Raw genomic sequence first — 24,586 nt, 5'->3', positions numbered from 1 at the left:
CGCGACAAGCGCGTCAAACAGGACATGGCTCAGCCGGCAGGCCGGCCTCTGGACTGGCGCGCCGCCTCGGCTTCGCGAATTTCCCTGCCCAGAAAGTAATTGAGCGCGGTGCGCAGCACCGCAATGGCGCCCAGCTTGCCGATCTGGTCCCAACTGGGCGCCACAGCGGTGGACAGGATGTCGGCCGCCAATTGCAACTCCAGCGCCAGCGCCAGGAAGCGGGCGAAGCTGAGCCGCACCTGGTTGTAATCGTCGTGGCTGGAGCTGAAACAGCGACGGAGGTAACGCAGGCCCAAGGTCAAGATGCCGACGCCTATCACCAAAGCGCCCAGCGTTTCCACGCCCAGCTTGAGCCAGAGCACAATGTTCAACACCCACTCCTCGACCCCGGACTCTACTGGCGACATCATCATGACGGCTTCCTCTTGTTTCAGGCAGCCGTCACCTTACCCGCTTCAGGCAAACAACACCAGGCACCACACCACGGCCAGATTGATCAGACCCAGCAACTGGGCGGCGCTGCCCATATCCTTGGCGCGCTTGGCCAACGGGTGCCTCTCCAGAGAGGTGTGGTCCACCGCCGCCTCAATCGCGGAGTTCAGCAACTCGATGATCAGGGTCGCCAGCGAACTGGCCACGAGCAAGGCGCGCTCCAGCGGCTGAGCGTGGATGACGAAGGCCAGCGGGATCAGCACTGCCGCCAGCAACACCAGTTGGCGGAAGGCGTCCTCATGCCGGAATGCCGCCTTGAGGCCGTCCAGCGAATAGCCGAAAGCGTTGATCAGGCGGGTAATCCCGGTTTTGCCTTTGAATGGACTTTCTTTCATAGGGGAGTCCGTAAGATTGGCGCGGCGGCCGGCGCCTCAGCATGCCAGCCCAAGATGACGCCAATAAAAAACAAAACGGCCGGCAACGCGGCCGGCCGTGACGAAATGGAGAAACAGCGGCGTCAGTGCGGCTGGCAGCGCCGCTCCAGCGCGTCGATGTACAGGCCGGCGACGTTGATCTCGGTCTGGTCCATGATTTCGCGGAAGCAAGTCGGGCTGGTGACGTTAACCTCGGTCAGATAATTGCCGATCACATCCAGGCCCGCCAGCAGAATGCCGCGCTTCTTCAACTCCGACCCCACCGTCTCGGCGATTTCGCGATCGCGCTCGGTCAGCGGCCGCGCCTCGCCGCGACCGCCTGCGGCCAGATTGCCGCGCGTCTCGCCCGCCGCCGGAATACGCGCCAGGCACCAGTCCACCGGCACCCCGTCTATCACCAGAATGCGTTTGTCGCCGTCGCGGATCTCTGGAATGTAGCGCTGCGCCATTACCGTGCGCTTGCCACGCAGCGTGATGGTTTCGATGATCACCGACAGGTTGGCGTCGTCTGGACGCACCCGGAAGATGCTATCCCCGCCCATGCTGTCCAGCGGCTTCAGGATCACATCCTGATGCAGGTTGACGAAGGCACGCAAGCGATGCGATTCGCCGGTGATCAAGGTGGGCGCGGTCAGTTCCGGGAACTGCAGGATAGCCAGCTTCTCGTTGAAATCTCGCAGGGCCTGGCCGCTGGTAAACACCTTGGCCCCCTGCGCCTCCGCCATCGTGAACAGCTGCGAGGCGTACAGGTATTCCATGTCGAACGGCGGATCCTTGCGCATCACGGTGGTGCTGAAGGACTGCAGGGGCTGGCGATGCACCTCGCCCAGCTTGAACCAGGCCGGGTGCTCGCCCTCGTACTCGCCGGTCAGGCTCAGATCGCGCGCGTCCACCAGCACGCGGCCGCCCTCCACCGACAATTGGTGGGCCTGGGCGAAGCTCAGGGCGTGGCCGCGCGCGGCGGCCTCCTGCATCATCGCAAAGGTGGTGTCCTTGTAAAGCTTGAAGTGATCCAGGGGATCGGCAATGAACAGGATGCGCATGTTTATTGGTCCTCGCTAGGCTTGGCGGCGTCGCGCAACATGCGCTCCATGTCGCCGCGCGCTTTTTGCATCATCTCGTCGGCCTGGGCGGCGACGGAAAGAAAGGTTTCTTCGCTGGCCCCATTATAGGAACAGCCTAGGTAGCGCAGCGGCTCGCCCTGCGGCGCGCCCAGCAGCGCCGCCATCGGGTTGGCCGGCATCTCATAGGCCGACAGCATCGGGCCATCGCCGCCGACGAAACGGTAATGTTGCTCCGCCGCTTTCACCGGGGCCCGCTTCAGCTGCAGTTTGGCCGCGGCATCCGCCAGCTTCCAACCCGCCGGCAAGGGCACCGACACAAACTCCTGATGCAGCGCCAGCTGCTTCGCCTCGACGCCGAACACCCGGATCGGCTGTTGCAGATCGTACACATAAACGCCCAGGCTGCTGGCCTTCTCGTTCTTGCGGATCCAGGTCGGCCCCTTGTCGAACACTACGTCCAGCAAGGCCGGCTGCAGGGCCTGATAGCGCTCGAACGACGCGCAGCCCACCAGCTCCGCCAGCGCTTTCGGCGTCAAGGCCTCGTCGGCGGCCGCAGAGGCCGCGGCAGCCAACAAGGCCAGGCTCAGCCAGGCCTTCATTCGTCGGCGTCCGGATCCGTGGCTTCCAGCTCCAGCGAGGCGGCCAGCAAGGCCAGCCGCGAAATCACGCCGTAGGCGTAGAAGCGGTTGGGCGCGCAGTCCGGCGTGCCCTGCTTGTCCGGCAGGCAGGCGGTTTCGAACGACAGCGGCACAAAGTGCATGCCGGGCGCATTCAGATTTTCGTCGATGCCGCGACCGGTGTGCACGCGGTAAAAACCGCCTGTCACGTAGCGGTCCATCATGTAGACCACCGGCTCGGCCACCGCGTCCTCCACCGTTTCGAAGGTGTACACGCCTTCTTGCACGATGACCTCGGACACCTCCAAGCCTTCCTTGACGACCGACATCTTGTTGCGCGCTTTGCGGTTCAGGCCCAACACCTCGTCCGGGCTCTTCACGCTCATCACGCCCATGCCGTAGGTGCCGGCGTCGGCCTTGACGATGACGAAGGGGTCGTTGTCGATGCCGTATTCGCGGTATTTGACGCGAATCTTATCCAGCATTCGCGACACCTCGTCCGCCAACTGCTCCTCGCCGGTGCGGGCGTGGAAATCCAGGCCGCTACAGCTGGCGAAATAGGGATTGATGGTCCAGGGATCAATGGAAATCAAGCGGGCGAAGTCTTCGCACACCTTGTCGTAGGCGGCGAAATGGTTGCTCTTGCGGCGCACCGCCCAGCCGGCGTGCAGCGGCGGCAACAGATTCTGCTCCAAGCCCTTGAGCAGGTCCGGAATGCCGCCGGACAAATCGTTGTTGAGCAGAACCACGCAGGGATTAAAGCCGTCCGCCAGCACCAGGCGGTTGCCGCGGCGTTCGATGGGCTCCAGGCGGACGGTGTCGCCGTTGGCTGATTGCAGCTCGGTCGGCTCGGTGATTTCCGGGTTCAGCGAGCCCAGGCGCACTTTGAGGCCGGCCTGTTCGAAAATATGCACCAGCGCGGCGATGTTCTGCAGGTAGAAGGTATTACGGGTGTGGTTTTCCGGAATCAGCAGCACGCTGCGCGCTTCCGGACACACTTTTTCCACCGCGCTTTGCGCGGCGTGCACCGCCAGCGGCAGAAAATCGCGGTTCAGGTTATTGTGGCCGCCGGGAAACAGGTTCATGTCCACCGGCGCCAGCTTGAAACCGCTGTTGCGCAGGTCCACCGAGCCGTAGAACGGCGCCGCGTGATTATGCCACTGACTGCGGAACCAGTGTTCGATCTGAGGCTGGGCAGTCAGGATGCGGCTTTCCAGTTCGTAAAGCGGGCCGGTCAGTGCGGTTGCCAGATGCGGAACGGGCGGCATGGAATCCCCTTGGGTTTTCGAATTGAATTCGCTAATGGTGGGGGTGGCGCGGGATGAATTCAAGACTTGTTGTGTTGGGACCGTCAAAAAGCAAAGGACGCTTGCGCGTCCTTGCCGGTTTGGCCCGCAGGCCGCCTCGTCACAATGGCCAGGGCTCGCCGTAAGCCTGTTGATACAAGTCCTTCAGCGACTCCCAGTCGAAGAAGTGATTCTGACAACCCGGAGTGGTGACCTTGATCGCGCCGATCACATTGGCCAGACGGCCGGTGATCTTCCAGTCCAGGCCGCGGCTGATGCCGTAGAGCAGGCCGGCGCGGAAGGCGTCGCCGCAGCCCATCGGGTCCACCGGCTTGATCGGCATTTGCACGCGCGGGATCAAGTGCACGGTGTCGCCGACGTAGATCTCCGCGCCCTTGGAGCCGCGGGTGACGATCAGCGCCTCCACCTTTTTGCGCAAGTCCTCCACCGACAGGCCGGCGCGTTCGCGCATCAGCTCGCTCTCGTAGTCGTTGATGGCCACATAGCTGGCCAGCTCTACGATCTCGTGGATCTCGTCGCGCGACAGCAGCGGCAGTTCCTGGCCCGGATCGAAGATGAAGGGAATGCCGGCCGCGGCCAGCTCCTTGGAGTGCTGCAGGAAGGCACTGTAGCCGCCGGGCGACAGAATCGCCAGCTCGATCGGATCCGGGATATCCGATACGTGGTTTTCGATGGCAAAATCCATGGCGCCGGGATGGAAGGCCATCAATTGATTGCCATCCTTGTCGGCGATGCCGAAGCACTGCGAGGTATACTGCTTGCGGATCAAGCGAATGAAGCGGTCGTCCACGCCAGCGCGTTTCAGATGTTGGCGATACGGCTCGAAATCCTCACCCACCACGCCCATGACGATGGGGGTTTCGCCCAGCAAACACAGGCTGTAGGCGATATTGCCGGCCATGCCGCCAAATTCGCGGCGCATGGTCGGGGCCAGGAAAGTCGTGGAAATTTTGTGCAGCTGATCCGGCAGGATCTGGCTGTCAAAACGGCCATGAAACGAGAACAGGGTATCGTATGCGAGGGCCCCGCAGACGAGGATAGACATGCCCACTCCGCAAAAAGGTCAATCGACCATTTTAACATGAAACATTTGTTTGGTTCACGTCGAGAACTTTGACCTTGTCGGATATCCAATACACTTCAAACACCTATCGGAAGCTCAACACGATGCTGAAACGACTGCTCGCCCCCGCGCTGATCGCGCTGCTGCCGCTATCCGCCATGGCCGCGCCCACGCTGGAACAAACCAACTTCGCCAAGCTGCAAGGCGGCAACACCACCATCGCCGCCTATAAGGGCAAGGTCACGGTACTGAACTTCTGGGCCACCTGGTGCGGGCCTTGCCGCGAAGAAATGCCGATGCTGAACCGCCTGCGCGCCAAGCTGGCGCCCAAAGGCGTGGAAGTGGTGGGCGTGGCGCTGGACAACAAGGAAGAAGTCAGCGCCTTCGTCAACCAGTTGAAGATAAGCTACCCCATCCTGCTGGGCGACAGCGACACCCTGGGCCTGATGCGCAGCCTGGGCAACGCCACCGGCGGCCTGCCTTACACCCTGATCCTGGACCGCAAAGGCAAGATCGCCGCCAAGCTCACCGGCCTCTTGGACGAGAAAAAGCTGGAAGCGACGATCAAAGCCCAGTTGTAAATCAGCCGGCGGCGGCCTCTGACGTCAACCGCCGCCAAGCGCGCCTCAACGGCCGGCTCTACGCCGGCTCACTTCCGCCGCGAGCTCCCCCGCCTCCGCCGTCAATTGCCGCTCCACGCGCCAATAGCGCCGGCAATCCGGCGTCCGCCCCAGCAAGCCCTGCTCCACCAGTTCTCGCCGCAACAGCACATGATCGCCAAAGGCTTCGCCGGCGCGGATCATGGCGTTTACCTCCGGCTCGGACCATTGCCCACCCTGCGGCAAGCCGGCCCACAGCGCCCATAGGCAGACGCGCTGCTCGCTGAATTTTTTCGGCCAGCGCGTCAAGCGCCCCTCGGCGTCGTAATGACGCAACAGCCGCGTCGTCTCCGCGGACAGGCCTGCGGGCGGAGCCGGACGTTCGCATTCCGCGCGCCAGTGTTGGAAGTTCTGAAAACCGGCGGAACGCGCCAGCATATTGAGAATGTGCACATGGCTGGGCGGAACGCTTTCCTGCGCCCATTGCTGCTTGAGCGAACGCGCCAGCGCGGAGATGTCGCTGCAATAAAAGGGATAAAGCGTACGAGACATGGTTCGAATCCTGTCGTCGCGCCAAGGTCGGGAGGGACTGCCGCGGTCGCCTTTACGGCCTGGCACGGGTTCGAGCCAAGCGAGATGAATCTAGCCAAGACAGGTTTAGCGTGGTGGGGGCACCGGCGACGCCTGGGTGAACTGTTGACCCGCGACGATGCTAACACCTCGCCGCCGGCTTGCAAAGCGCGTGAACATGAAAAAAGCCGACGCTCTCGCGTCGGCTTTTGGCCCTGCGGCTACCGGATCACTCCAGGCGGCCGTGGCACTGCTTGTACTTCTTGCCGCTGCCGCAAGGGCAAGCGTCGTTGCGGCCGATGCGCAGGCCCTGCGCAGCCAGCGCGTCCGGAGACAACGGATTGTCCTCGTCATCGCCCAGCGCCGAACCCGGCGCGGCATGCTGCATTTCGTACTCGCCCACCTGGTGCGGCTCCACCGCGTCCACGTCTTCCTGGCTGCGAATCTGCACCGTCATCAACACATTGACCACGCTGCGCTTGATGCGCTCCAGCATGTCGGCGAACAGTTCGAAGGCTTCGCGCTTGTACTCCTGCTTCGGGTTCTTCTGCGCATAACCGCGCAGATGAATGCCCTGGCGCAGGTGATCCATCGCCGCCAAGTGCTCGCGCCAGTGATTGTCCAGCATCTGCAGCACCAGGCTGCGCTCGAACTGACGCATCACCCCGTCGCCGGCCAGCTCCACCTTGGCCTGATAGGTCTCGGCGGCTTGCTCGATGATGCGTTCGCGAATGCTTTCGATGTCCAGCGCCGGCTCGGCCTTCAGCCACTCGCTAACCTTGATCGGCAGCAGGAATTCGGCTTCCAGCGTTTTTTCCAGGCCGGTCAGGTCCCATTGCTCTTCCATGGATTCCGGCGGCAGGTGTTGGTCCACCAAATCGGACAATACGCCTTCGCGCATATTGACCACCACGTCGGACACATCGCTTTCCACCAGGATTTCATTGCGCTGCTGGTAGATCACTTTGCGCTGGTCATTGGCGACGTCGTCGTACTCCAGCAATTGCTTGCGGATGTCGAAGTTGCGGCCTTCCACCTTGCGCTGGGCGTTCTCGATGGAGCGGGACACCCACGGGTGCTCGATCGCCTCGCCTTCCGGCATCTTCAGGCGGTCCATGATCGCGGCGACGCGGTCGGAGGCGAAGATGCGCAGCAGCGGGTCTTCCAGGCACAGATAGAAGCGGGAAGAGCCTGGGTCGCCCTGACGGCCGGAACGGCCGCGCAGCTGATTGTCGATGCGGCGCGACTCATGACGCTCGGTGCCCACGATATGCAGGCCGCCGGCGGCCAACACCTGGTCGTGCACCACTTTCCAATCGGCGCGAATCTTGTCGATGCACGCGCGCTTTTCCTCGGCGGACAGGCTGTCGTCGGTCTCGACGCCCTTGATTTCCGGCTCCGGATTGCCGCCCAGCACGATGTCGGTGCCGCGGCCGGCCATATTGGTGGCCACAGTGATCACGCCGGGGCTGCCGGCCTGCACCACGATGTCGGCTTCGCGCGCGTGTTCCTTGGCGTTCAGCACATTGTGCGGCAGCTTGGCTTTTTGCAGCAGATTGGCGATCAGCTCGGAGTTCTCGATGCTGGTGGTGCCCACCAGCACCGGCTGGCCGCGCTCGTGGCAGTCTTTGATGTCGGCCAGGATGGCGTCGTACTTTTCCTTGGCGGAACGGTAGACCTTGTCCTGCGCGTCCTTGCGTATCATCGGCCGGTTAGTCGGGATCACCACGGTTTCCAGGCCGTAAATGCTCTGGAATTCGTAAGCTTCGGTGTCGGCGGTGCCGGTCATGCCGGCCAGCTTGCCGTACAGACGGAAGTAGTTCTGGAAGGTGATCGAGGCCAGCGTCTGGTTTTCGCGGTTGATCTCCACGCCTTCCTTGGCTTCCACCGCCTGGTGCAGGCCTTCGGACCAGCGGCGGCCGGCCATCAGGCGGCCGGTGAATTCATCCACGATCACCACTTCGCCGTCCTGCACCACGTAGTGCTGGTCCTTATGGAACAGCGAGTGGGCGCGCAAGGCGGCCATCAGATGGTGCATCAGCGTGATGTTGGTGGCGGAATACAGGCTGTCGCCTTCCTTCAGCAGGCCCAAGCGGGTCAGGATTTCTTCGCTGTGCTCGTGGCCGGCTTCGGACATCATCACCGAGTTGGCCTTTTCGTCCACCCAGTAATCGCCCTCGCCTTCTTCGGTTTCCTGGCGCTTCAACATCGGCGGCACCGCGTTCATGCGCTGGTACATGTCGATATTGTCGTCGGCCGGGCCGGAGATGATCAGCGGGGTGCGCGCTTCGTCGATCAGGATGGAGTCCACCTCGTCGATCACCGCGTAGGCGAGCTTGCGCTGCACCTTCTCTTCCACGCTGAACACCATATTGTCGCGCAGATAGTCAAAGCCGAATTCGTTGTTGGTGCCGTAGGTGATGTCGCAGGCGTAGGCGCTCTGCTTCTCGTCGTGCGGCATCTGGGACAGGTTGACGCCGACGGAGAGGCCCAGGAAGTTGTACAGCTTGGCCATGATGCCGGCGTCGCGGCTGGCCAGGTAGTCGTTGACGGTGACGACGTGCACGCCGTCGCCGGTCAGCGCGTTCAGGTAGGACGGCAGCGTGGCCACCAGAGTCTTGCCCTCGCCGGTCCGCATCTCGGCGATCTTGCCGTAGTGCAGCACCATGCCGCCGATCAGCTGCACGTCGAAGTGGCGCATGCCCAGCACGCGGCGCGAGGCCTCGCGGCACACCGCAAAGGCTTCCGGCAACAGCTCGTCCACCGTCTCGCCCTTGGCCAAACGCTGCTTGAACTCATCGGTTTTGGCCGCCAAAGCCTCGTCGGACAACGCTTTCAAGCCCTCTTCCAGAGCATTGACGCGCACCACCGTCTGGTGGAATTGCTTCAGAAGCCGGTCATTGCGGCTGCCGAATACTTTTTTAAGCAAAGAAGAAATCATGTAATCGAATTCCAGAGACCAGCGGGCTGTTTAAGTAAGGTGTCCGCAAAAATGCTTGAAAGTGTAGCACATTAGCCGCCTTATTTTATGGGGGCGCGCTTGCGCTGTATCAAGGGGGCAAGCGCCTGCGCGCGGTCTTTATTTTCGTTTACGCACGACCGCCGCCGGAGGCGCGCGTGAAAACCGCCCGTCGCGTCGCGGCCTCGTCCGCAAGCGCGCGGCCATGGCGCCGCGCTTGCCGGCGGCGCCGAGCCGAACTCAAACAAGTGTTGGTTTTAATCCACGTTTCCTGGACGAATTCGAGCAAACACTCAATTAAATTGACACTGGCTGTCATGCCACTTTAATAATCCCCTCCAACAATAGCGCCTTTCCAACAAGGGCCGTCCACGGCCCGATTCAAGCACAAGCACGCATAGACAATAGAGGGGAGACATCGATGGATCGCAGACAGTTTCTGAAGTGGAGCGGCTTCTTGACCGCCTCCGTCGCCACCGGCGGCTTGAGCGCATGCGGCGGCGGGGGCGCGGGCAGCCTGCCCGGGGGCTCCGGCGCCGCGATCGGCGTCAACGGCAGCGGCTTTAGCCAGGGTGTGGCCTCCGGCGACCCCAAGCCGGACAGCATCGTGTTGTGGACCCGTGTCGACGGCGGCGACGGCGGCCAGAACGTCAAAGTCACGCTGCAATTGTCCGACCGCGCGGACTTCTCCACCCTGCTGGTAAACGTGGAGCTCAGCGCCCAGCCTGACTGGGACTACACCATACGCCACAAAGTCACCGGCCTTGGCAGCGCCGCCACCTACTACTACCGCTTCCTCACCGGCCAGGCGGTCAGCATGACCGGCCGCACCAAGACCGCGCCGGCCGCCGGCGCGCCACTGTCCCAGCTCAAGTTCGCCTTCATTTCCTGTCAGGACTGGAGCGTCAACCACTGGGGCGCTTTCGAGGAATTGGCCAATCAGGACCTGGACTTCATAGTTCATCTGGGCGATTACATCTACGAAACCGTCGGCGCCGGCTTCCAGAGCGGCGGCAACGAAACCCGCCATCCGGCGCTGAGCCTGCCCAACGGCACCCAGCGCGCCGACGGCGCCCGCTACGCCACCACGCTGGCGGACTACCGCTCGCTGTACAAGTCTTACCGCAACGACGCCCGCTTGCAGAAGCTGCACGCCAGCTTCCCGATGATAGCGATCTGGGACGACCACGAGTTTTCCGACGACTGCTGGCAGGACCGCCAGGAATACACCGCCACCGACGACAGCTCGCCACAAACCGCGCGCCGCCGCAGCGCCAGCCAGGCCTGGTTCGAAAACATGCCGGCCGACGTGCAATTGGATTTGAGCACCCCCTCGTTCCAGAACATCCAGATCTACCGCAGCTTCACCTTCGGCGACCTGGCCACCCTGGTGATGACCGACGAGCGTCTGTACCGCAGCGACCACATCATTCCGGAAACCCAGGCCGGCAGCGAGATAGGCAGCCGCTATTTCGTGCAGAAAAACACTCTGGCCCAGGTGGAAGCCAGCAAGATGGCCTCCACCGGCGGCAATCTGCTCAATGTCTCCATCCTGGGCGAAACCCAGCGCGCCTGGTGGCAGAACCAGATGAAGTCCGCCTCCACCACCTGGAAGCTGTGGGGCAATGAAGTCTCGCTGCTGCGCATGGGTTTCGACGGCACCGTCGCGGTGGCCTCGCTGCTGACCCAGGGCCTGGCGCCGCAACTGGCCGGCATGGGTCTGACGCTGACCCAGCCGCAGATCGCCCAGCTGCAAGGCGCGCTCTATCTGGACCTGGCCGCCGCCAACACCAGCGGCGCCACACCCGTGGTCAGCTATACCAACACCCAGCCGCTGTTGAGCACCCTCAGCGGCGGCGCGATCTCCGCCGGCGTGTTCAACGCCGCCATCAAGCCCGGTCTGGACGCCAGCCTGCCGCCGTCGATGTTCTTCGACAAATTCATCCTCAACGCCGACCAGTGGGACGGCTACAACGCCGAGCGCAAAGCGCTGATGGCCTATCTGAAAGCTCAGGGCATCGCCAATGTGGTGGCGCTCACCGGCGACATCCACGCCTTCTTCGCCGGCCCGGTGATGGATGACTACGACGCCGCCAGCCCCAGCCCGGTGATGGTGGACCTGGTCACCGCCGGCGTGTCCAGCAACTCGCTGTTCAGTTACTTCAAGAACGTGGTGGACACCGTGCCGGCCTTCTCCAAGGCCAAGCCCCTGATCTACACCACGGTCAGCGGCCAAGTGGTCAACACTTTCACCAGCACCTTGCAGAACTTCAACAGCTGGCTCAAATACGTGGACAGCGACGCCCAGGGCTACGCGCTGGTGACGCTGACGCCGGCCAAACTCAGCTGCGCCTTCCACAAAGTGGGCGCGCTGAGCGGCGGCTCGGCCCCCACCCCGGCCACAGCCGGCGTCAAAACCGTGGAGGTGGCGGCCGGCAGCCCCGCCGTCAACGTGCTGTAAACCCGAGCACAAACCAAACGCTCCGAGCGCCCGGCCCAGCCGGGCGCCCGAGAGCGAAACGCCACTCAGTTTCAAACAGTACAATCCGTCACAAAACCCCAACAAATCTGCCGCGTCGGTAACATTCCCGTCCACGCAACTCTGCTAGTATCCAGCGCCGACGCCCTGCTCTCCCATTCCCGATGCATGGCCTTGCTGGCAGTCTGCGCCCGATGCCCTTGGCCTATGCTTCAGGTGACAGGCATGCTGATTCCTGCCGCATGGCACGCTGCCGCGGCTCCGCCCGAATAAAACAGACTAAAAAACCGCTGACCGCCGCTGGCGGCGCTGTCGGCGGCGCTCAATCGGAGAGGCCAGATGACTACCGTTGTCCGCCATTTCATGCCCGCCACGGCCAAACGGTTGATTCCCAACCGCTGGGATCTGATCGCGTTTCCGCTCCTGCTCGGCTTCCTGCTGATAGCCACCACCGGCATCCGCGAAACCTGGGCGCCGCTGACCGCGCTGCAAACCGTTCCCATCACGCTGGACCCGGCCAATCTGCCGGAATACGCGCTGCGCACCACGCTGCGCATGCTGGCCGCCATGGCCGCCGCACTCGTCTTCACCCTGATCTACGGCACGCTGGCGGCCAAGAGCCGCCGCGCCGGCCTGCTGCTGGTGCCCATGCTGGACATCCTGCAATCAGTGCCGGTGCTGGGCTACATTTCCTTTACCGTCACCTTCTTCCTGGCGCTGTTTCCCGGCCGGGTGCTGGGCGCGGAATTCGCCGCCATCTTCGCCATCTTCACCAGCCAGGCCTGGAACATGACCTTCAGCTTCTACCAATCGCTGCGCACCGTGCCGCGCGATCTGGAAGAAGTCTCGCTCAATCTGCGGCTGACGCCGTGGCAGAAGTTCTGGAAGCTGGAAGTACCGTTCTCCATGCCCGGCATGATCTGGAACATGATGATGAGCATGTCCGGCGGCTGGTTTTTCGTGGTGGCCTCGGAAGCCATCACCGTCGGCGACAAGACCGTCACCCTGCCCGGCGTCGGCTCCTACCTCGCCATGGCCATCCAACATAAGGATCTGGCCGCCGTGGGCTGGGTGATTCTGACCATGACCGTAGTCATCGTCATCTACGACCAATTCCTGTTCCGCCCCATGGTGGCCTGGGCGGACAAATTCCGCCTGGAAGACACCGCCAGCCAATCCGCGCCGGAGTCCTGGGTGCTCAAGCTGATCCAGCGCACCCGCGCCATCCAGCTGCTGCTCAAGCCCTTTGGCAAGTTACTGCGCAAAACCGCCCGGCTGCGCCTCAACTACAGCCTGCCGCAAGGCCTGCACTCGGAAGCGCAAACCTCGGTGTCGCGCGGCATTGATGTAGTCTGGTGGCTGTTGGTGGCGACGCTGGGTCTGCTGGCCAGCTGGAAACTGGTGAGCTTCATCCACACCGAAGTGGGACCGGCCGAAGTCCTGCGCGTGCTGGGCCTGGGCCTGATCACCCTGGTGCGGGTATCCCTGCTGATACTGCTCGCCTCCATCGTCTGGGTACCGCTGGGCGTGCACATCGGTCTGCGTCCGGCGCTGGCGGAAAAGATCCAGCCGCTGGCCCAGTTCCTCGCCGCCTTCCCGGCCAATCTGCTGTTCCCGGTGTTCGTGGTCTTCATCGTCCACTTCAAGCTCAATCCGGACATCTGGCTGTCGCCGCTGATCGTGCTGGGCACCCAGTGGTACATCCTGTTCAATGTGGTGGCCGGCGCCAGCGCCTTTCCCAACGATTTTCGCGAGGCGGCGGCCAATTTCCGCATCCGCGGCTGGCAATGGTGGCGGCAAGTGATGCTGCCCGGCATTTTCCCCTACTACGTCACCGGCGCGATTACCGCATCGGGAGGCGCCTGGAACGCCAGCATCGTGTCCGAATACGTCTCCTGGGGCGACGACAAGCTGGCCGCCCACGGCCTGGGCGCCTACATTGCCCAAACCACAGCCGCCGGCGACTATCCCAAGATACTGCTCGGCATCGCCGTGATGTCCATCTTTGTCGTCCTGTTCAACCGCCTGCTGTGGCGTCCTTTGTACGCCATCGCCGAAAACAAACTTCGTCTCAACTAAGGGGGCAACCATGACACCAGACACCACCACCCTTGGGCGGGAAATCTTCCGGCTGGAAAACGTCTGCCGCGGCTTCAACAAAGGCAATGACGAAATCCAGGTGCTGGACGACGTCAACCTGACGCTGCGCGAAGGCGAGATCGTCGGCCTGCTGGGCCGTTCCGGCTCCGGCAAATCCACCTTGCTGCGCATCATCGCCGGCCTGATCAAACAAAGCAGCGGCGATGTCAGCTACCACGGCAAGCCGCTGACCGGCCCTGCCGAAGGCGTCGCCATGGTGTTCCAGACCTTCGCGCTCTTCCCCTGGCTGACCGTGCTGCAAAACGTGGAAGCCGGGCTGGAGGCGCTGGGCGTGGAAGCCAAGGAGCGTCGCCGCCGCGCGCTGGCCGCCATCGACCTGATTGGCCTGGACGGCTTTGAGAACGCCTACCCGCGCGAACTGTCCGGCGGCATGCGCCAGCGCGTCGGCTTCGCCCGCGGCCTGGTGGTCAACCCCACCCTGCTCCTGATGGACGAGCCCTTCTCCGCGCTGGACGTGCTCACCGCCGAAACGCTGCGCACCGATATGCTGGACCTGTGGAGCGAAGGCCAGTTGCCCATCCAGTCCGTGCTCATCGTCACCCACAACATCGAAGAAGCCGTATTCATGTGCGACCGCATCCTGGTGCTGTCGTCCAATCCCGGCCGCGTGGTGGCGGAAATCAAAGTGCCCTTCCCGCACCGCCGCAACCGGCTGGACCCGGCCTTCCGCAAAATGGTGGACGACATCTACGCGCTGATGACCGCGCGCCGCAGCGCCCACACCCTGCACAAGTTGCCGCTGGAAATCGGCAGCCAGTTAAGCGAGGTGTCCACCAACCTGATGGCCGGCTTGATTGAGGAAGTGGCTCAAGCGCCCTATCACGGCAAGGCGGACATGCCGGAAATCGCGGAAAAACTAAGGCTGGAAGTGGACGAACTGTTCCCGGTGGCCGAAATCCTGGAACACTTGGGCTTTGCCGAACTAAAGGACGGCGACATCCTGCTCACCGCCGCCGGCAAGCTGTTCGCCGACTACGGCACCCAGGAACGCAAAGTGCAGTTCGCCGAACACCTGCTGCGCCACGTGCCCATGGCAGCCCACATCCGCAAAGTGCTGCAGGAGCGTCCGGGCCAGCGCGCGCCGCGGCTACGCTTCGCCCAGGAGCTGGAAGACTCGCTGTCCGACGAAACCGCCGAGGAGACGCTGGACACCGTGATCAGTTGGGGACGCTACGCGGAAATCTTCTCCTACAACGACCACACCGAAACCTTCAGCCTGGAAGACGTGGAAGGCGGTCAATAAGGCCTCCGGCCGGGCAGGCGCCCGGCCGTCCCGTCGACAAATCCGGTCCGCCGGCGCAAGCGCGTCGGCCGCGACCTCCCCAAGCGCCCCCGTCAGCGGCTACAATGAACTGTTTTCACTCGACAGCCCGCCATGTACGGACGCCAATTCAACGACATTGCCCGCAAAGACAGCACCTTGACCCGGCTCACCGCCGAGGCTCAAGCACTGATGAAGCTGAACCGAGCCTTCCAGAAACTGCTGCCGCCGCTGCTGGCCGGCACTTGCCGCGCCGTGCGCATCCGCGACGACGAACTGGTGATTTACACCGATACCGGCATCATCGCCGCCCGCCTGCGCATGCTGGCGCCCGGCCTGCTGCCGCAATTGGCGCAGCAAGGCTATGTGGCCGGCAAAGTGCGGGTCAAAGTGGATATCCGCCTGGCGCGCAAACCCAAGGAAAAAACGCTGAAGATCAGCCAGAACGCATTGGACGGCATGGAAGAGGCCGCCGCCAGCGTCAGCAACCCGCTGGTCAGCGCCGCGCTGGCCAAGCTGATCGCCCACCACCGCAAGTAAAGGCCGGCAAGCCGCCGGCCATCTTGCCGCCGCCGGTCAAACCGGCTTAAAGTCGCGGCATGAAACAATACATCATCATGGCGCTCGCCGGCCTGGCCGCCGGACTCGCCCAAGCCGCCCCGAGCGAACAGCCGACGCCGGCCGAGGCGGAAGCCGCCTTCAAAACCCAGGCGCTCGCCGAGTTCGACGCCAAGCCGGAATCCACCCACACCCTGCTGATGCGCTCGATGGTGGAATCCATGCTCAAGGACCTGCGCGTCACCTCGGTGAGCGACTGTCAGAACGACGAGGAAAACGCCACCCTGGATTGCGAAGTCAGCTACCAGGGCCGCAAACTTACCGGCAAGCCGGTGGAGCGCGAGCAGCGGATGCGCTTCAGCCGCCAGGACGGCCAATGGCGCATCGTGCCCCCGCCCAAAGACGCGGACGACGAAGAGGCCGGCGCCGCGCCCTCTGCGCAATAGGTTCAGACAGGCTGCGCCTCGAAGCTGTCCGCCCGCGCCATCTGCCACATTCGGCCGTAGAACGCCGCCTTGATCTCAGGCTCCAGCAACTCGCCCGGCTGCAAAAAGACATGCAGCTGCGAGAACAGCCTGATCTCGGTGTCGCTGACGCGGCGCACCAAATGGTGCGGCCGCAACTGCGACGGGTGCTCCAGCCCGGCCGAGGCCAGCATCTCCGCCAAGGCTTTCATGGTGTTGCGATGGAAATGGAACACCCGGTCCGCCTTGTCCGGCACCACCAGGGCGCGCTGACGCAAGGCATCCTGCGTCGCCACCCCGGTGGGGCAACGGTTGGTGTGGCAGCTCTGGCTCTGGATGCAGCCGATGGCGAACATAAAGCCGCGCGCGGAATTGGCCCAGTCCGCGCCGATGGCCAGCACGCTGGCGATGTCGAAAGCGCTGACCAGCTTGCCGCTGGCGCCGATCTTGATCTTGTCGCGCAGATTCAAGCCCACCAGCACATTGTGGACAAACAGCAATCCCTCGCGCAGCGGCACGCCGATATGGTCGGTGAACTCCAGCGGCGCCGCCCCGGTGCCGCCCTCCTTGCCGTCCACCACGATGAAGTCCGGCAGAATCCCCGTTTCCAGCATCGCCTTGGCGATGCCCATGAACTCCCACGGGTGACCCAGACAGAACTTGAAGCCCACCGGCTTGCCGCCGGACAGCTCGCGCAGCCGGGCGATGAAACGCATTAGCTCAATCGGCGTTGAAAACGCGCTGTGGCGGGACGGCGACACGCAATCCTGCCCCAGCGGCACGCCGCGGGTGGCGGCGATTTCCGGCGTCACCTTGTGCTTGGGCAGAATGCCGCCGTGGCCGGGCTTGGCGCCCTGGCTCAGCTTGATCTCAATCATTTTCACCTGCGGGTTGCGCGCCTGATCGGCAAAGCGCTCCGCATCGAAACCGCCGGTCGCGTCTCGGCAGCCGAAATAACCGCTGCCCAGTTCCCACACCAGCGCGCCGCCATGCTCCAAGTGGTAAGGGCTGATGCTGCCCTCGCCGGTGTCGTGATAGAAATCGCCGCGCTGCGCGCCCTGGTTCAAGGCGCGGATGGCGTTGGCGCTGAGCGCGCCAAAACTCATCGCCGATACATTGAACAAAGACGCCGAATACGGCTGCGCACACTGCGGGCCGCCGATTTCCACACGAAAACCGGCCGGATCGCTCAGCGGCGCCGGCCGCATCGAATGGCTGATGAACTCGAAACCCGGCTGATACACATCGATCAAGGTGCCGAACGGTTTGTCCGCGCCCTCGTTCTTGGCGCGCGCGTACACCAGCGAGCGCTGAGCGCGCGAGAACGGCAGTTGCTCGCGGTCGGACTCCAGCAAGTACTGGCGGATTTCCGGGCGGATGCTTTCCACCAGGTAACGAATATTGCCCAAAATCGGATAGTTGCGGCGCACCGCGTGGCGCGTTTGCAGCAAATCGAACACCCCCAGCAGCGTCAACGCGGCGGCGGCCAGCGTGAACGGCCACAGCCACTCATAGTGAACGAAGGGCAAGCTGAACAGCGTGAACAACAGGCAACAGGAGAAAAAAGCGTAGCGGCTCAACAAGGACACACTCATGTGGACTCCAGACAGGGGTGGCGGGGAAGGCTCAGGGTAAGGTCGAAAACCCGCAGCTTACAAGGCGCGGCAGGCGCCAATTCACATTAATAAATACATTCACCATAAAGATAATCTACCACCTGACCTAAAGGTCGGCTCCGCAGACACGGTAAATATCCTGAAGATAACATCTCTCGACATCCACACCGCCGCGGCCCGGCCGCCGGTTCTTTAATAAAGCGATGGAACCCAAGACATGCCCTGCCTGCAACGCTTCCTCCCGGACACCGCGCCGGAAACCCTGATCGCCGCGCTAGAACAAGACGGCGGCATCGTGATAGAACATCTGTTGACCCCGGATGGCCTGGCGCAGTTCCGCTCCCAGCTGCAACCGCTGCTGGACCGCTCCGCCCCCTGTCAGGGCGACTTCTACGGCTACGCCACCCGCAGGGTCAGCGGCCTGATAGAGCGCGTGCCCGCCGCCCGCGAACTTGCCATCCACCCCTTGATCCTGCAAGTGATGGATGCCTTCCTGCTGCGCGGCTGCCGCGAATACCAACTCAACCTCACCCAGGCCATCAGCATCGGCCCCGGCGAACCGCGTCAATTCCTGCACAGCGACGACCTGATGTTTCCCGGCACCGCGCCCGGATCGGAAAAAATGATCAACTGCATGTACGCGCTGGACGACTTCACCGAGCAGAACGGCGCCACCTGCGTCGTGCCCGGCAGCCACCGTTGGCCGGAACCGCGCGATCCCCAGCCGGAAGAAGTCATCAGCGCCGCCATGCCCGCCGGCTCCGTTCTGATCTACCTGGGTTCGCTGACCCACGGCGGCGGCGCCAACCAAAGCGCCCAAGCGCGCACCGGCGTCGTCATCAGCTACAACCTGGGCTGGCTGCGCCAGGCGGAAAACCAATACCTCGCCGTTTCCCGGGAACTGGCCCGCGCGCTGCCGCCGCGGCTGCAACGGCTGCTGGGCTACTTTGTCCACGCGCCCAATCTCGGCAGCATAGACGGCCGCGACCCGATAGAACTGCTGCGCGATCAGCCGCCGGCGGATACGCTGTTCCGCGAATTCCTACCGGAAGAAATTATCCAACCGCTGGCGGAAGCGCGCGCCGCCACGTTGCGCATCGATTAATCTTATCTCCGCACGCCGACATCCCGCCGCAACACCGCGGCGGGATGATGGACAATGGAACACGCCGGCCATCCGGCTGACGCGCGCCGCCACCGCACACCCTAGACCAAGGATCACAGCATGAACGCCAGCGAAGATCAGGACAGCCCGTCGCAAACCGAAGCGGACGCCCCGCAAGACCCCTCCCGCCGCCGCCTGTTCGAAGGCCTGGCCGCCATCGGCGCCAGTTGCGCGCTGCCGGCCGCCGCCGCGCCGGCGGCAAGCAGCCACCCGCGCCACGGCCAGCTAGACGCCCTGCTCAAGGCCAATATCAAGAACGTGGTGGTGATCTATCTGGAAAACCGCAGCTTCAACAACCTCTACGGCAACTTCCCCGGCGTGGCCCAGCCGCTGAGCGCGGTCAGACAGCAACAGGCGCTGCAACGCGACCGCGACGGCCAACCGCTGTCCGGCCTGCCCAAGATCTGGGGCGGCTTGGTGCCCACCGGGCAGACCGTGGCCGGCAAACGCTACTTCATCGAAGAAAAAGACATTCACGGCCTGCCCAACGCGCCGTTCCCGCTGAAAGACGCCGAGGGTCAGCCCTTGCCGGAAGCGGTGATCACCCGCGATCTCTGTCATCTGTTCTATCACAACCAGATGCAGATCAACGACGGCCGCAACGACCAATTCGTCGCCTGGGCCGATTCCGGCGCCCTGGTCATGGGCCACTACCCGAACACCGCGCACACCCTCAATCAATGGCAGATCGCCCGCCGCTTCACCCTGTGCGACAACTTCTTCATGGCGGCTTTCGGCGGCTCCTACCTCAACCACCAGTTCCTGATCGCCGCGCGCACCCCGGAATACTTCAACGCCGCCCAGACCCCGGCCAAGAAGAAAATCGCCGTGCTGGCCGATGGCCCCACCGGCCGCCAGTTGGCGCTGGACCCCAAATCCCCGGCCTCGGCGCTGGACGGCCCGCCCAAATTCGTCAACAACGGCGCCATCACCCCTGACGGCTACGCGGTGAACACCATGGCCCCGCCCTACCAGCCCAGCTTCGTACGACCGGCGGAAGGCGGAGACAAACGCTACGCCGATCCGCAAGACCCCAGCACCCTGCCGCCGCAAAGCTACCGCACCATTGGCGACCTCTTGTCCGAGAAGCACATCGGCTGGGCCTGGTACGGCGGCAGCTGGCAAGCGGCGCTGGACGGCAAGGGCGGCGGCGACGCGCCCAACTTCCAGTACCATCACCAACCCTTCAATTACTTCCGCCAGTTCGCGCCCGGCAGCGCCGCCCGCGAGCGCCATCTGCTGGACGGCGGCCTGGGCGACAGCCCGATTTCCAACCGCTTCATCGCCGACGCCGTGGCCGGCAAACTGCCCGCGGTGACGTTCTACAAGCCGCAGGGCAATCTGAACATGCATGCCGGCTATTCCGACGTGGAATCCGGAGACCGTCACGTGGCCAATGTGTTGCAGCATTTGATGAGCGGGCCGCAATGGAAGCATATGCTGGTGGTGATCACCCACGATGAGAACGGCGGCTGGTGGGATCATGTGGCGCCGCCGCAGGGGGACCGCTGGGGACCGGGCTCGCGGATTCCGGCCATCATCGTCTCGCCGTTCGCCAAACGCGGGCATGTGGATCACACTTTTTACGATACGACGTCCATCATTCGTTTCATCAGCCGGCTGCATAACTTGCCGGAGTTGGAGGGGGTGAGCGCGCGCAATGCGGCCTTCCGCACGCGCGGCGCGCAGCCGCCGGGGGATTTGACCGGGGCTTTGGTGTTTGCGTGAGGGGGCTCTGCCGGGTGGAGCACTCGGCATTGCTAGCAAGTGCCAATGATTATTCTGTTGTATCCGCTGCGCGGATGATGGTTTGCATTGCCGGGGCTGCCCGGCAGGCAGGAAGGGACTCAGGGCGCGTCGGATACGTGGTTTATTCTTGGCTCTTTGGAGATATCCACAGATCGGGTGGAACTGGATAGTTATCCCCAAAAATGACCTGCCAAGCCAAGTCATTGATCTTTTTTAAGAGAGCAGACCACCTCGTGTAGCGCCCAAGTGTCCCCTCGGAGCGCGCTTCGGGTTTCGCTCCCTAGGGGACGAGCGGGGCAGGAAGGCGGCGGCGGCCCTCCCCCTCCCCGTCTTATTCCCTCGCGACGCTACGCTTGCCTCGATCGGTCAACGCGGAAGCGGCTCCTAAATCATCATCCGCACAGCGGATTCAAAACTGACCACCCCACCTTGACCCCAATCGCCCCCTCGGCAACAATCCCCCCGTTGCCGCCCACATGCGGCACACGGGATTGGCGTCCCGTTCGTGTGTACCACCAGCCTACGCTGCATACTGCGCGGGCTGTTTCACCATGGCTGTGCCGTTTGGCAGGCGCATGGTGGGAGAGTGCCATGCACTCACCGGTCTGGTACACACCCGGTACGCCAATCCTGCCACGCGCCTGCCTAATACCTCAGCCTTCCCCGGCAGGTGGTTTATCTTGTGTCACAGCAGGAGAAACACCATGCATCACGCTCAAAACTTTCCCCGTCGCCGCCGCTACAAACTGCACTCGCTGGAGCAGCAGGAAGCCCTGCTTCCCTTCGTCCGCCTCTGTCCCGGCCGCACCTATCGGCATTACTGGCAAATGCCCACGCCCCGTAAGGATTACCCCGCCGACAGCGCCTACGGCCGCGAATGCGCGGCCCACCTGCTGCAATGGATGAAGGACAACCGCGAATACGTCGGCAAAGGCCTGCTCAGCCGTGTAGCGCGCGACATCGATTTTGACGACCGCGACGGACGCGGCCAGTGGATGGGTTTCTTCAACTATCTGGAAATCATGATGCTGTTGGGTGCAGACCGGGTCCGGGTCTATCGCCATGTCGATAGCCAACACCAGCTCTACCTGGCGCTGGGGCAGCGGTTCAGCCTGGAGGCGCGCTTCCGTCGCATCCGCCTGCGCAATCGCTGACCTAAGCTGGCGGGTATCGCTGCGCTCCGCCCACCCTTAGGGTGGGTGGAGCCGGTAGGCGATACCCACCAAACCCCGCCATCAAAACCCAAGGATGGATTCCGCCGCATGTCCTAAAGAACCTGTTCAAAGTCTCGCGAACCAGGGTGACACGCTATCAGCTCCTTGATCAGGCAGGAACAAGTTCCACCTTGATTTTCTTACCCAGCGCAGTAGCTGCGCCAGCCAGCGTAGCCAGCGTCAGACTGGTATCCGTATCATCCAGCAAGCGGTTCAAAGCCGCGCGGCTGGTATGCATTTTCTTTGCCATAGCCGTCTTATTCAGTTTCTGCGCCTTCATTTCCTGCTGAATCTGCCAGGCGATCACCCGCTTCACCGCGATTGCAGTGGCTTCTTCCAGCATGCCCTCTTCGGCCAGGAAGTCATCGAAGCGGCTGCCGATATGCTCTTTGTTCATCATATATTTCCTAGCTGTTTGAGCCGCGCAAGCGCCAGCCCCAAATCTTCCTTCGCGGTGGCCTGCGACTTCTTGATGAAACCATGAAGCAGAACCATCGCCTCCGCGACCACGATGAACATCACTCTGGCTATACGCCCAGGCAGATGGATGCGGACCTCCCATAAATCCTTGGCCATTTTCCGCACCAACGGCATGCCAAGCGGCCAGCCAAACTGGACTGTCTTGATAGCTGCGCCTATGACTTTTCGGTCCGGAGCCTCCAGCGCTTTCAACCAATCACGCACAGGTTCCGTACCGCTTGCCGTCTGGTAGAAACAAACATCCAAGATGGGGGCATTCATACTTGAATGGTACCAATTTTGATACATTAGTCAAATCTAAGCCTAGACTGAAATACCGCCCCACCTAGCAAAGACCATAAAAAAACACCGTTCCCCTTATCGGGACGAACGGTGCTTTTCTCTTTCCAATGAAACGGACTCAGCGCGAACGCGGCCTGCAACACTCAAATCACGTAATCCTGACCTTCCTGCTTGGCAAACACCGACAGCTTCTTCGGCGTCACATACAGGCTGTCGCCGGGCAAGACGCCCAACTCGCGGTAACGCTCCTTGCTCACCGCCGCCTCTATGCTCCGGCCGTCGGCCTGCACCAGCTCCACCCGCACGATGGGCCCCACCGCGTGGATATGCTCCACCGTGCCCTGCGCCAGCGCGCCGTCGGCCTGACGCGACAGATCCAGATCATGCGGGCGCACATAAGCCACCGCCTCGTCGCCGCTGGCCAGGCTCAGCCCTTCCAATGCATGAGCGTAGCCGCCGATCTGCAACTGCCCGCGCTCGATGCGGCCGTGGAACAGGTTCACATCGCCCAGGAACTGGGTGACGAAGGGGGTGGCCGGGTTTTCGTAGATGTCGTCAGGACGGCCCACTTGCTCGATGTGGCCGTGGTCCATCACCACCACCCGGTCCGACACTTCCAGCGCTTCTTCCTGGTCGTGGGTGACGAACACGCTGGTGATGTGCATATCGTTGTGCAGATCGCGCAGCCAGCGGCGCAGGTCCTTGCGCACCTTGGCGTCCAGCGCGCCGAAGGGCTCGTCCAGCAACAGCACCTTGGGCTCCACCGCCAGCGAGCGCGCCAGGGCGATGCGCTGACGCTGGCCCCCGGACAGCTGGCCGGGATAGGCGTCCGCCAGCCAGTCCAGCTGCACCATTTTCAGCAGCTGCATTACTTTGTCGCGGATCTCGTCCTTGCCGGGCCGGCTCTTGCGCGGCTTGACGCTGAGGCCGAAGGCCACGTTGTCGAACACCGTCATGTGGCGGAACAGCGCGTAATGCTGGAACACGAAGCCCACTTCGCGCTCGGCCACATGGGTGTGGGTGGCGTCGGCGCCGGAAAACAGCACTTGCCCGGCGTCCGGCTGTTCCAGGCCGGCGATGATGCGCAGCAAGGTGGTCTTGCCGCAGCCGGACGGCCCCAGCAGCGCCAGCAGTTCGCCGGCTTCCACGTTGAGGCTGACATTGTCCAGCGCGACGAAGTCGCCGAACTGTTTGCGGATATTGCGGATTTCTATGCTCATGCGGGCTGGTCCTTGGCTATGGCGCGGCCGGCGGCGGCCAGGCGAGCGGCCGCGCTGCGTTCCGCGGCGGCGTCGCTCTGTCGCGCCATCCGCCACTCCACCAGGCTCTTGACGCCCAGGGTGACCAGGGCGAGGAAGGCCAATAGCGAAGCGCAGGCGAAGGCGCCGACGAAGTTGTACTCGTTGTACAGGATTTCCACATGCAGCGGAATGGTGTTGGTCTGGCCGCGAATATGGCCGGACACTACGCTCACCGCGCCGAATTCTCCCATCGCGCGGGCATTGGTCAGGATCACGCCGTAGAGCAGGCCCCATTTGACATTGGGGAGCGTGACGCGCCAGAAGGTCTGCCAGCCGGAAGCGCCCAAAACCAGCGCCGCCTGCTCCTCGTCCGCGCCCTGGGCCTGCATCAGCGGGATCAGTTCGCGGGCCACGAAGGGGAAGGTAACGAAGACGGTAGCCAGCACGATGCCGGGCACGGCGAAGATCACTTGCAGGCCGTGCTGTTGCAGCCAGCCGCCCAGCGCGGTGTTGACGCCGAACAAGAGCACGTACATCAGGCCGGCCACCACCGGCGACACCGCGAACGGCAGGTCGATCAGCGTGGTCAGGAAGCTCTTGCCGCGGAATTCAAAGCGGGCGATGGCCCAGGCCGCCGCCACGCCGAACACCAGGTTCAGCGGCACGGCGATGACGGCGGCGGTCAAGGTCAGTTTGATGGCCGCCAGCGCGTCCGGCTCCACCAAGGCAGCCAGATACAGATCCCAGCCTTTGCGGAAAGCTTCCCAGAACACCGCCAACAGCGGCACCAGCAGGAACAGGAACAAAAAGACCAAGGCCAGGCCGGTCAACAGATAGCGCACCAGGCGCGATTCAGTGGTCAGGCTTTGCAT

General features: G+C 63.1%; 22 protein-coding genes. 9 read left to right on the top strand and 13 right to left on the bottom strand.

The features are described 5' to 3' along the window. Nucleotides 1-29: 29 nt before the first annotated feature. The 6 genes from HA052_RS05750 to HA052_RS05725 all read right to left on the bottom strand — a co-directional run bounded on the left by HA052_RS05750 (nucleotide 30) and on the right by HA052_RS05725 (nucleotide 4,899). Complete coding sequence (locus HA052_RS05750; protein WP_166451177.1) at nucleotides 30-413, bottom strand: DUF1622 domain-containing protein; 384 nt, start codon at nucleotides 411-413, stop codon at nucleotides 30-32. A gap of 42 nt (nucleotides 414-455) precedes the next feature. Further along, nucleotides 456-827: a diacylglycerol kinase gene (locus HA052_RS05745; protein WP_166451176.1), complete on the bottom strand. Its 372-nt coding sequence runs from the start codon at nucleotides 825-827 to the stop codon at nucleotides 456-458. A gap of 122 nt (nucleotides 828-949) precedes the next feature. After that, nucleotides 950-1,909 carry a glutathione synthase gene (gene gshB / locus HA052_RS05740; protein WP_166451175.1) on the bottom strand — a complete coding sequence of 320 codons (960 nt, stop codon included), beginning with the start codon at nucleotides 1,907-1,909 and terminating at the stop codon, nucleotides 950-952. A 2-nt stretch (nucleotides 1,910-1,911) separates the two neighbouring features. Further along, nucleotides 1,912-2,529: a hypothetical protein gene (locus HA052_RS05735; RefSeq protein WP_166451174.1), complete on the bottom strand. Its 618-nt coding sequence runs from the start codon at nucleotides 2,527-2,529 to the stop codon at nucleotides 1,912-1,914. Next, nucleotides 2,526-3,815, bottom strand: a complete 1,290-nt coding sequence (gene gshA, locus HA052_RS05730; protein WP_166451173.1) for a glutamate--cysteine ligase — start codon at nucleotides 3,813-3,815, stop codon at nucleotides 2,526-2,528. The genes HA052_RS05735 and gshA overlap by 4 nt, the downstream gene beginning before the upstream one ends. 139 nt (nucleotides 3,816-3,954) lie before the next feature. After that, entirely contained in the window at nucleotides 3,955-4,899 is a 945-nt protein-coding gene (locus HA052_RS05725; RefSeq protein WP_166451172.1) for a carbohydrate kinase family protein, read from the bottom strand. Nucleotides 4,900-5,021: 122 nt separating this feature from the next. Here HA052_RS05725 and HA052_RS05720 point away from each other — a divergent pair, with 122 nt between their 5' ends. Further along, complete coding sequence (locus HA052_RS05720) at nucleotides 5,022-5,498, top strand: TlpA family protein disulfide reductase (protein ID WP_166451171.1); 477 nt, start codon at nucleotides 5,022-5,024, stop codon at nucleotides 5,496-5,498. 45 nt (nucleotides 5,499-5,543) lie between these two features. On the opposite strand, the gene HA052_RS05715 is transcribed toward HA052_RS05720, so the two are convergent. Together HA052_RS05715 and secA are read right to left on the bottom strand one after the other, a co-directional pair. Continuing rightward, the gene (locus HA052_RS05715) at nucleotides 5,544-6,068 is read right to left on the bottom strand and encodes a DUF2087 domain-containing protein (protein WP_166451170.1); all 525 of its coding nucleotides are present in this window, start codon (nucleotides 6,066-6,068) and stop codon (nucleotides 5,544-5,546) included. A gap of 247 nt (nucleotides 6,069-6,315) precedes the next feature. Next, nucleotides 6,316-9,027: a preprotein translocase subunit SecA gene (secA, locus tag HA052_RS05710; RefSeq protein ID WP_166451169.1), complete on the bottom strand. Its 2,712-nt coding sequence runs from the start codon at nucleotides 9,025-9,027 to the stop codon at nucleotides 6,316-6,318. Nucleotides 9,028-9,466: 439 nt separating this feature from the next. Here secA and HA052_RS05705 point away from each other — a divergent pair, with 439 nt between their 5' ends. The 5 genes from HA052_RS05705 (at nucleotide 9,467) to HA052_RS05685 (ending at nucleotide 15,949) form a co-directional block, all read left to right on the top strand. Further along, nucleotides 9,467-11,506, top strand: coding sequence for an alkaline phosphatase D family protein (locus tag HA052_RS05705; protein ID WP_166451168.1), 2,040 nt, complete (start codon nucleotides 9,467-9,469; stop codon nucleotides 11,504-11,506). A gap of 357 nt (nucleotides 11,507-11,863) precedes the next feature. Beyond that, nucleotides 11,864-13,603, top strand: coding sequence for an ABC transporter permease (locus HA052_RS05700; protein WP_166451167.1), 1,740 nt, complete (start codon nucleotides 11,864-11,866; stop codon nucleotides 13,601-13,603). 10 nt (nucleotides 13,604-13,613) lie between these two features. Further along, nucleotides 13,614-14,927 carry an ABC transporter ATP-binding protein gene (locus HA052_RS05695; RefSeq protein ID WP_166451166.1) on the top strand — a complete coding sequence of 438 codons (1,314 nt, stop codon included), beginning with the start codon at nucleotides 13,614-13,616 and terminating at the stop codon, nucleotides 14,925-14,927. A gap of 132 nt (nucleotides 14,928-15,059) precedes the next feature. Next, the gene (locus HA052_RS05690; protein WP_166451165.1) at nucleotides 15,060-15,485 is read left to right on the top strand and encodes a DUF721 domain-containing protein; all 426 of its coding nucleotides are present in this window, start codon (nucleotides 15,060-15,062) and stop codon (nucleotides 15,483-15,485) included. 59 nt (nucleotides 15,486-15,544) lie between these two features. Further along, a complete protein-coding gene (locus HA052_RS05685) occupies nucleotides 15,545-15,949 on the top strand; it encodes a hypothetical protein (RefSeq protein WP_166451164.1) in 405 nt (134 codons plus the stop codon). Between the two features lie 2 nt (nucleotides 15,950-15,951). Here HA052_RS05685 and HA052_RS05680 read toward each other — a convergent pair whose 3' ends face one another. After that, entirely contained in the window at nucleotides 15,952-17,562 is a 1,611-nt protein-coding gene (locus tag HA052_RS05680; protein ID WP_081546902.1) for an FMN-binding glutamate synthase family protein, read from the bottom strand. Nucleotides 17,563-17,800: 238 nt separating this feature from the next. Here HA052_RS05680 and HA052_RS05675 point away from each other — a divergent pair, with 238 nt between their 5' ends. The 3 genes from HA052_RS05675 (at nucleotide 17,801) to HA052_RS05665 (ending at nucleotide 21,651) form a co-directional block, all read left to right on the top strand. Beyond that, nucleotides 17,801-18,688 (top strand): phytanoyl-CoA dioxygenase family protein, encoded by an 888-nt coding sequence (locus HA052_RS05675; protein WP_166451163.1) that lies wholly within the window; start codon nucleotides 17,801-17,803, stop codon nucleotides 18,686-18,688. A 120-nt stretch (nucleotides 18,689-18,808) separates the two neighbouring features. Continuing rightward, nucleotides 18,809-20,476: an acid phosphatase gene (locus HA052_RS05670; RefSeq protein ID WP_166451162.1), complete on the top strand. Its 1,668-nt coding sequence runs from the start codon at nucleotides 18,809-18,811 to the stop codon at nucleotides 20,474-20,476. 725 nt (nucleotides 20,477-21,201) lie between these two features. Continuing rightward, nucleotides 21,202-21,651 (top strand): hypothetical protein, encoded by a 450-nt coding sequence (locus HA052_RS05665; RefSeq protein ID WP_081576142.1) that lies wholly within the window; start codon nucleotides 21,202-21,204, stop codon nucleotides 21,649-21,651. Nucleotides 21,652-21,820: 169 nt separating this feature from the next. Here the strand turns inward: HA052_RS05665 and HA052_RS05660 are convergent, their stop codons facing one another. The 4 genes from HA052_RS05660 to cysW all read right to left on the bottom strand — a co-directional run bounded on the left by HA052_RS05660 (nucleotide 21,821) and on the right by cysW (nucleotide 24,586). Then, nucleotides 21,821-22,108, bottom strand: coding sequence for an XRE family transcriptional regulator (locus HA052_RS05660; RefSeq protein WP_081546910.1), 288 nt, complete (start codon nucleotides 22,106-22,108; stop codon nucleotides 21,821-21,823). Next, on the bottom strand, nucleotides 22,108-22,452 hold the full coding sequence (locus tag HA052_RS05655) for a type II toxin-antitoxin system RelE/ParE family toxin (RefSeq protein WP_166451161.1): 345 nt from the start codon (nucleotides 22,450-22,452) through the stop codon (nucleotides 22,108-22,110). Before HA052_RS05655 ends, HA052_RS05660 begins: the two co-directional genes overlap by 1 nt. A gap of 164 nt (nucleotides 22,453-22,616) precedes the next feature. After that, nucleotides 22,617-23,693, bottom strand: coding sequence for a sulfate/molybdate ABC transporter ATP-binding protein (locus tag HA052_RS05650; protein ID WP_166451160.1), 1,077 nt, complete (start codon nucleotides 23,691-23,693; stop codon nucleotides 22,617-22,619). Beyond that, nucleotides 23,690-24,586 carry a sulfate ABC transporter permease subunit CysW gene (cysW, locus tag HA052_RS05645; RefSeq protein ID WP_081546914.1) on the bottom strand — a complete coding sequence of 299 codons (897 nt, stop codon included), beginning with the start codon at nucleotides 24,584-24,586 and terminating at the stop codon, nucleotides 23,690-23,692. Before cysW ends, HA052_RS05650 begins: the two co-directional genes overlap by 4 nt.

The organism is Chromobacterium fluminis, assembly GCF_011602385.1.
Classification (GTDB): Bacteria; Pseudomonadota; Gammaproteobacteria; order Burkholderiales; family Chromobacteriaceae; genus Chromobacterium; species Chromobacterium fluminis.
The sequence above is the reverse complement of the archived record's forward strand: the minus strand, read 5'-3'. Positions and strand labels throughout refer to the sequence as shown.

Coding starts and splice junctions, on each gene's coding strand:
- HA052_RS05750 (WP_166451177.1), bottom strand. CDS start 413: ATGATGATGTCGCCAGTAGAGTCCGGGGTCGAGGAGTGGGTGTTGAAC.
- HA052_RS05745 (WP_166451176.1), bottom strand. CDS start 827: ATGAAAGAAAGTCCATTCAAAGGCAAAACCGGGATTACCCGCCTGATC.
- gshB (WP_166451175.1), bottom strand. CDS start 1,909: ATGCGCATCCTGTTCATTGCCGATCCCCTGGATCACTTCAAGCTTTAC.
- HA052_RS05735 (WP_166451174.1), bottom strand. CDS start 2,529: ATGAAGGCCTGGCTGAGCCTGGCCTTGTTGGCTGCCGCGGCCTCTGCG.
- gshA (WP_166451173.1), bottom strand. CDS start 3,815: ATGCCGCCCGTTCCGCATCTGGCAACCGCACTGACCGGCCCGCTTTAC.
- HA052_RS05725 (WP_166451172.1), bottom strand. CDS start 4,899: ATGTCTATCCTCGTCTGCGGGGCCCTCGCATACGATACCCTGTTCTCG.
- HA052_RS05720 (WP_166451171.1), top strand. CDS start 5,022: ATGCTGAAACGACTGCTCGCCCCCGCGCTGATCGCGCTGCTGCCGCTA.
- HA052_RS05715 (WP_166451170.1), bottom strand. CDS start 6,068: ATGTCTCGTACGCTTTATCCCTTTTATTGCAGCGACATCTCCGCGCTG.
- secA (WP_166451169.1), bottom strand. CDS start 9,027: ATGATTTCTTCTTTGCTTAAAAAAGTATTCGGCAGCCGCAATGACCGG.
- HA052_RS05705 (WP_166451168.1), top strand. CDS start 9,467: ATGGATCGCAGACAGTTTCTGAAGTGGAGCGGCTTCTTGACCGCCTCC.
- HA052_RS05700 (WP_166451167.1), top strand. CDS start 11,864: ATGACTACCGTTGTCCGCCATTTCATGCCCGCCACGGCCAAACGGTTG.
- HA052_RS05695 (WP_166451166.1), top strand. CDS start 13,614: ATGACACCAGACACCACCACCCTTGGGCGGGAAATCTTCCGGCTGGAA.
- HA052_RS05690 (WP_166451165.1), top strand. CDS start 15,060: ATGTACGGACGCCAATTCAACGACATTGCCCGCAAAGACAGCACCTTG.
- HA052_RS05685 (WP_166451164.1), top strand. CDS start 15,545: ATGAAACAATACATCATCATGGCGCTCGCCGGCCTGGCCGCCGGACTC.
- HA052_RS05680 (WP_081546902.1), bottom strand. CDS start 17,562: ATGAGTGTGTCCTTGTTGAGCCGCTACGCTTTTTTCTCCTGTTGCCTG.
- HA052_RS05675 (WP_166451163.1), top strand. CDS start 17,801: ATGCCCTGCCTGCAACGCTTCCTCCCGGACACCGCGCCGGAAACCCTG.
- HA052_RS05670 (WP_166451162.1), top strand. CDS start 18,809: ATGAACGCCAGCGAAGATCAGGACAGCCCGTCGCAAACCGAAGCGGAC.
- HA052_RS05665 (WP_081576142.1), top strand. CDS start 21,202: ATGCATCACGCTCAAAACTTTCCCCGTCGCCGCCGCTACAAACTGCAC.
- HA052_RS05660 (WP_081546910.1), bottom strand. CDS start 22,108: ATGAACAAAGAGCATATCGGCAGCCGCTTCGATGACTTCCTGGCCGAA.
- HA052_RS05655 (WP_166451161.1), bottom strand. CDS start 22,452: ATGAATGCCCCCATCTTGGATGTTTGTTTCTACCAGACGGCAAGCGGT.
- HA052_RS05650 (WP_166451160.1), bottom strand. CDS start 23,693: ATGAGCATAGAAATCCGCAATATCCGCAAACAGTTCGGCGACTTCGTC.
- cysW (WP_081546914.1), bottom strand. CDS start 24,586: ATGCAAAGCCTGACCACTGAATCGCGCCTGGTGCGCTATCTGTTGACC.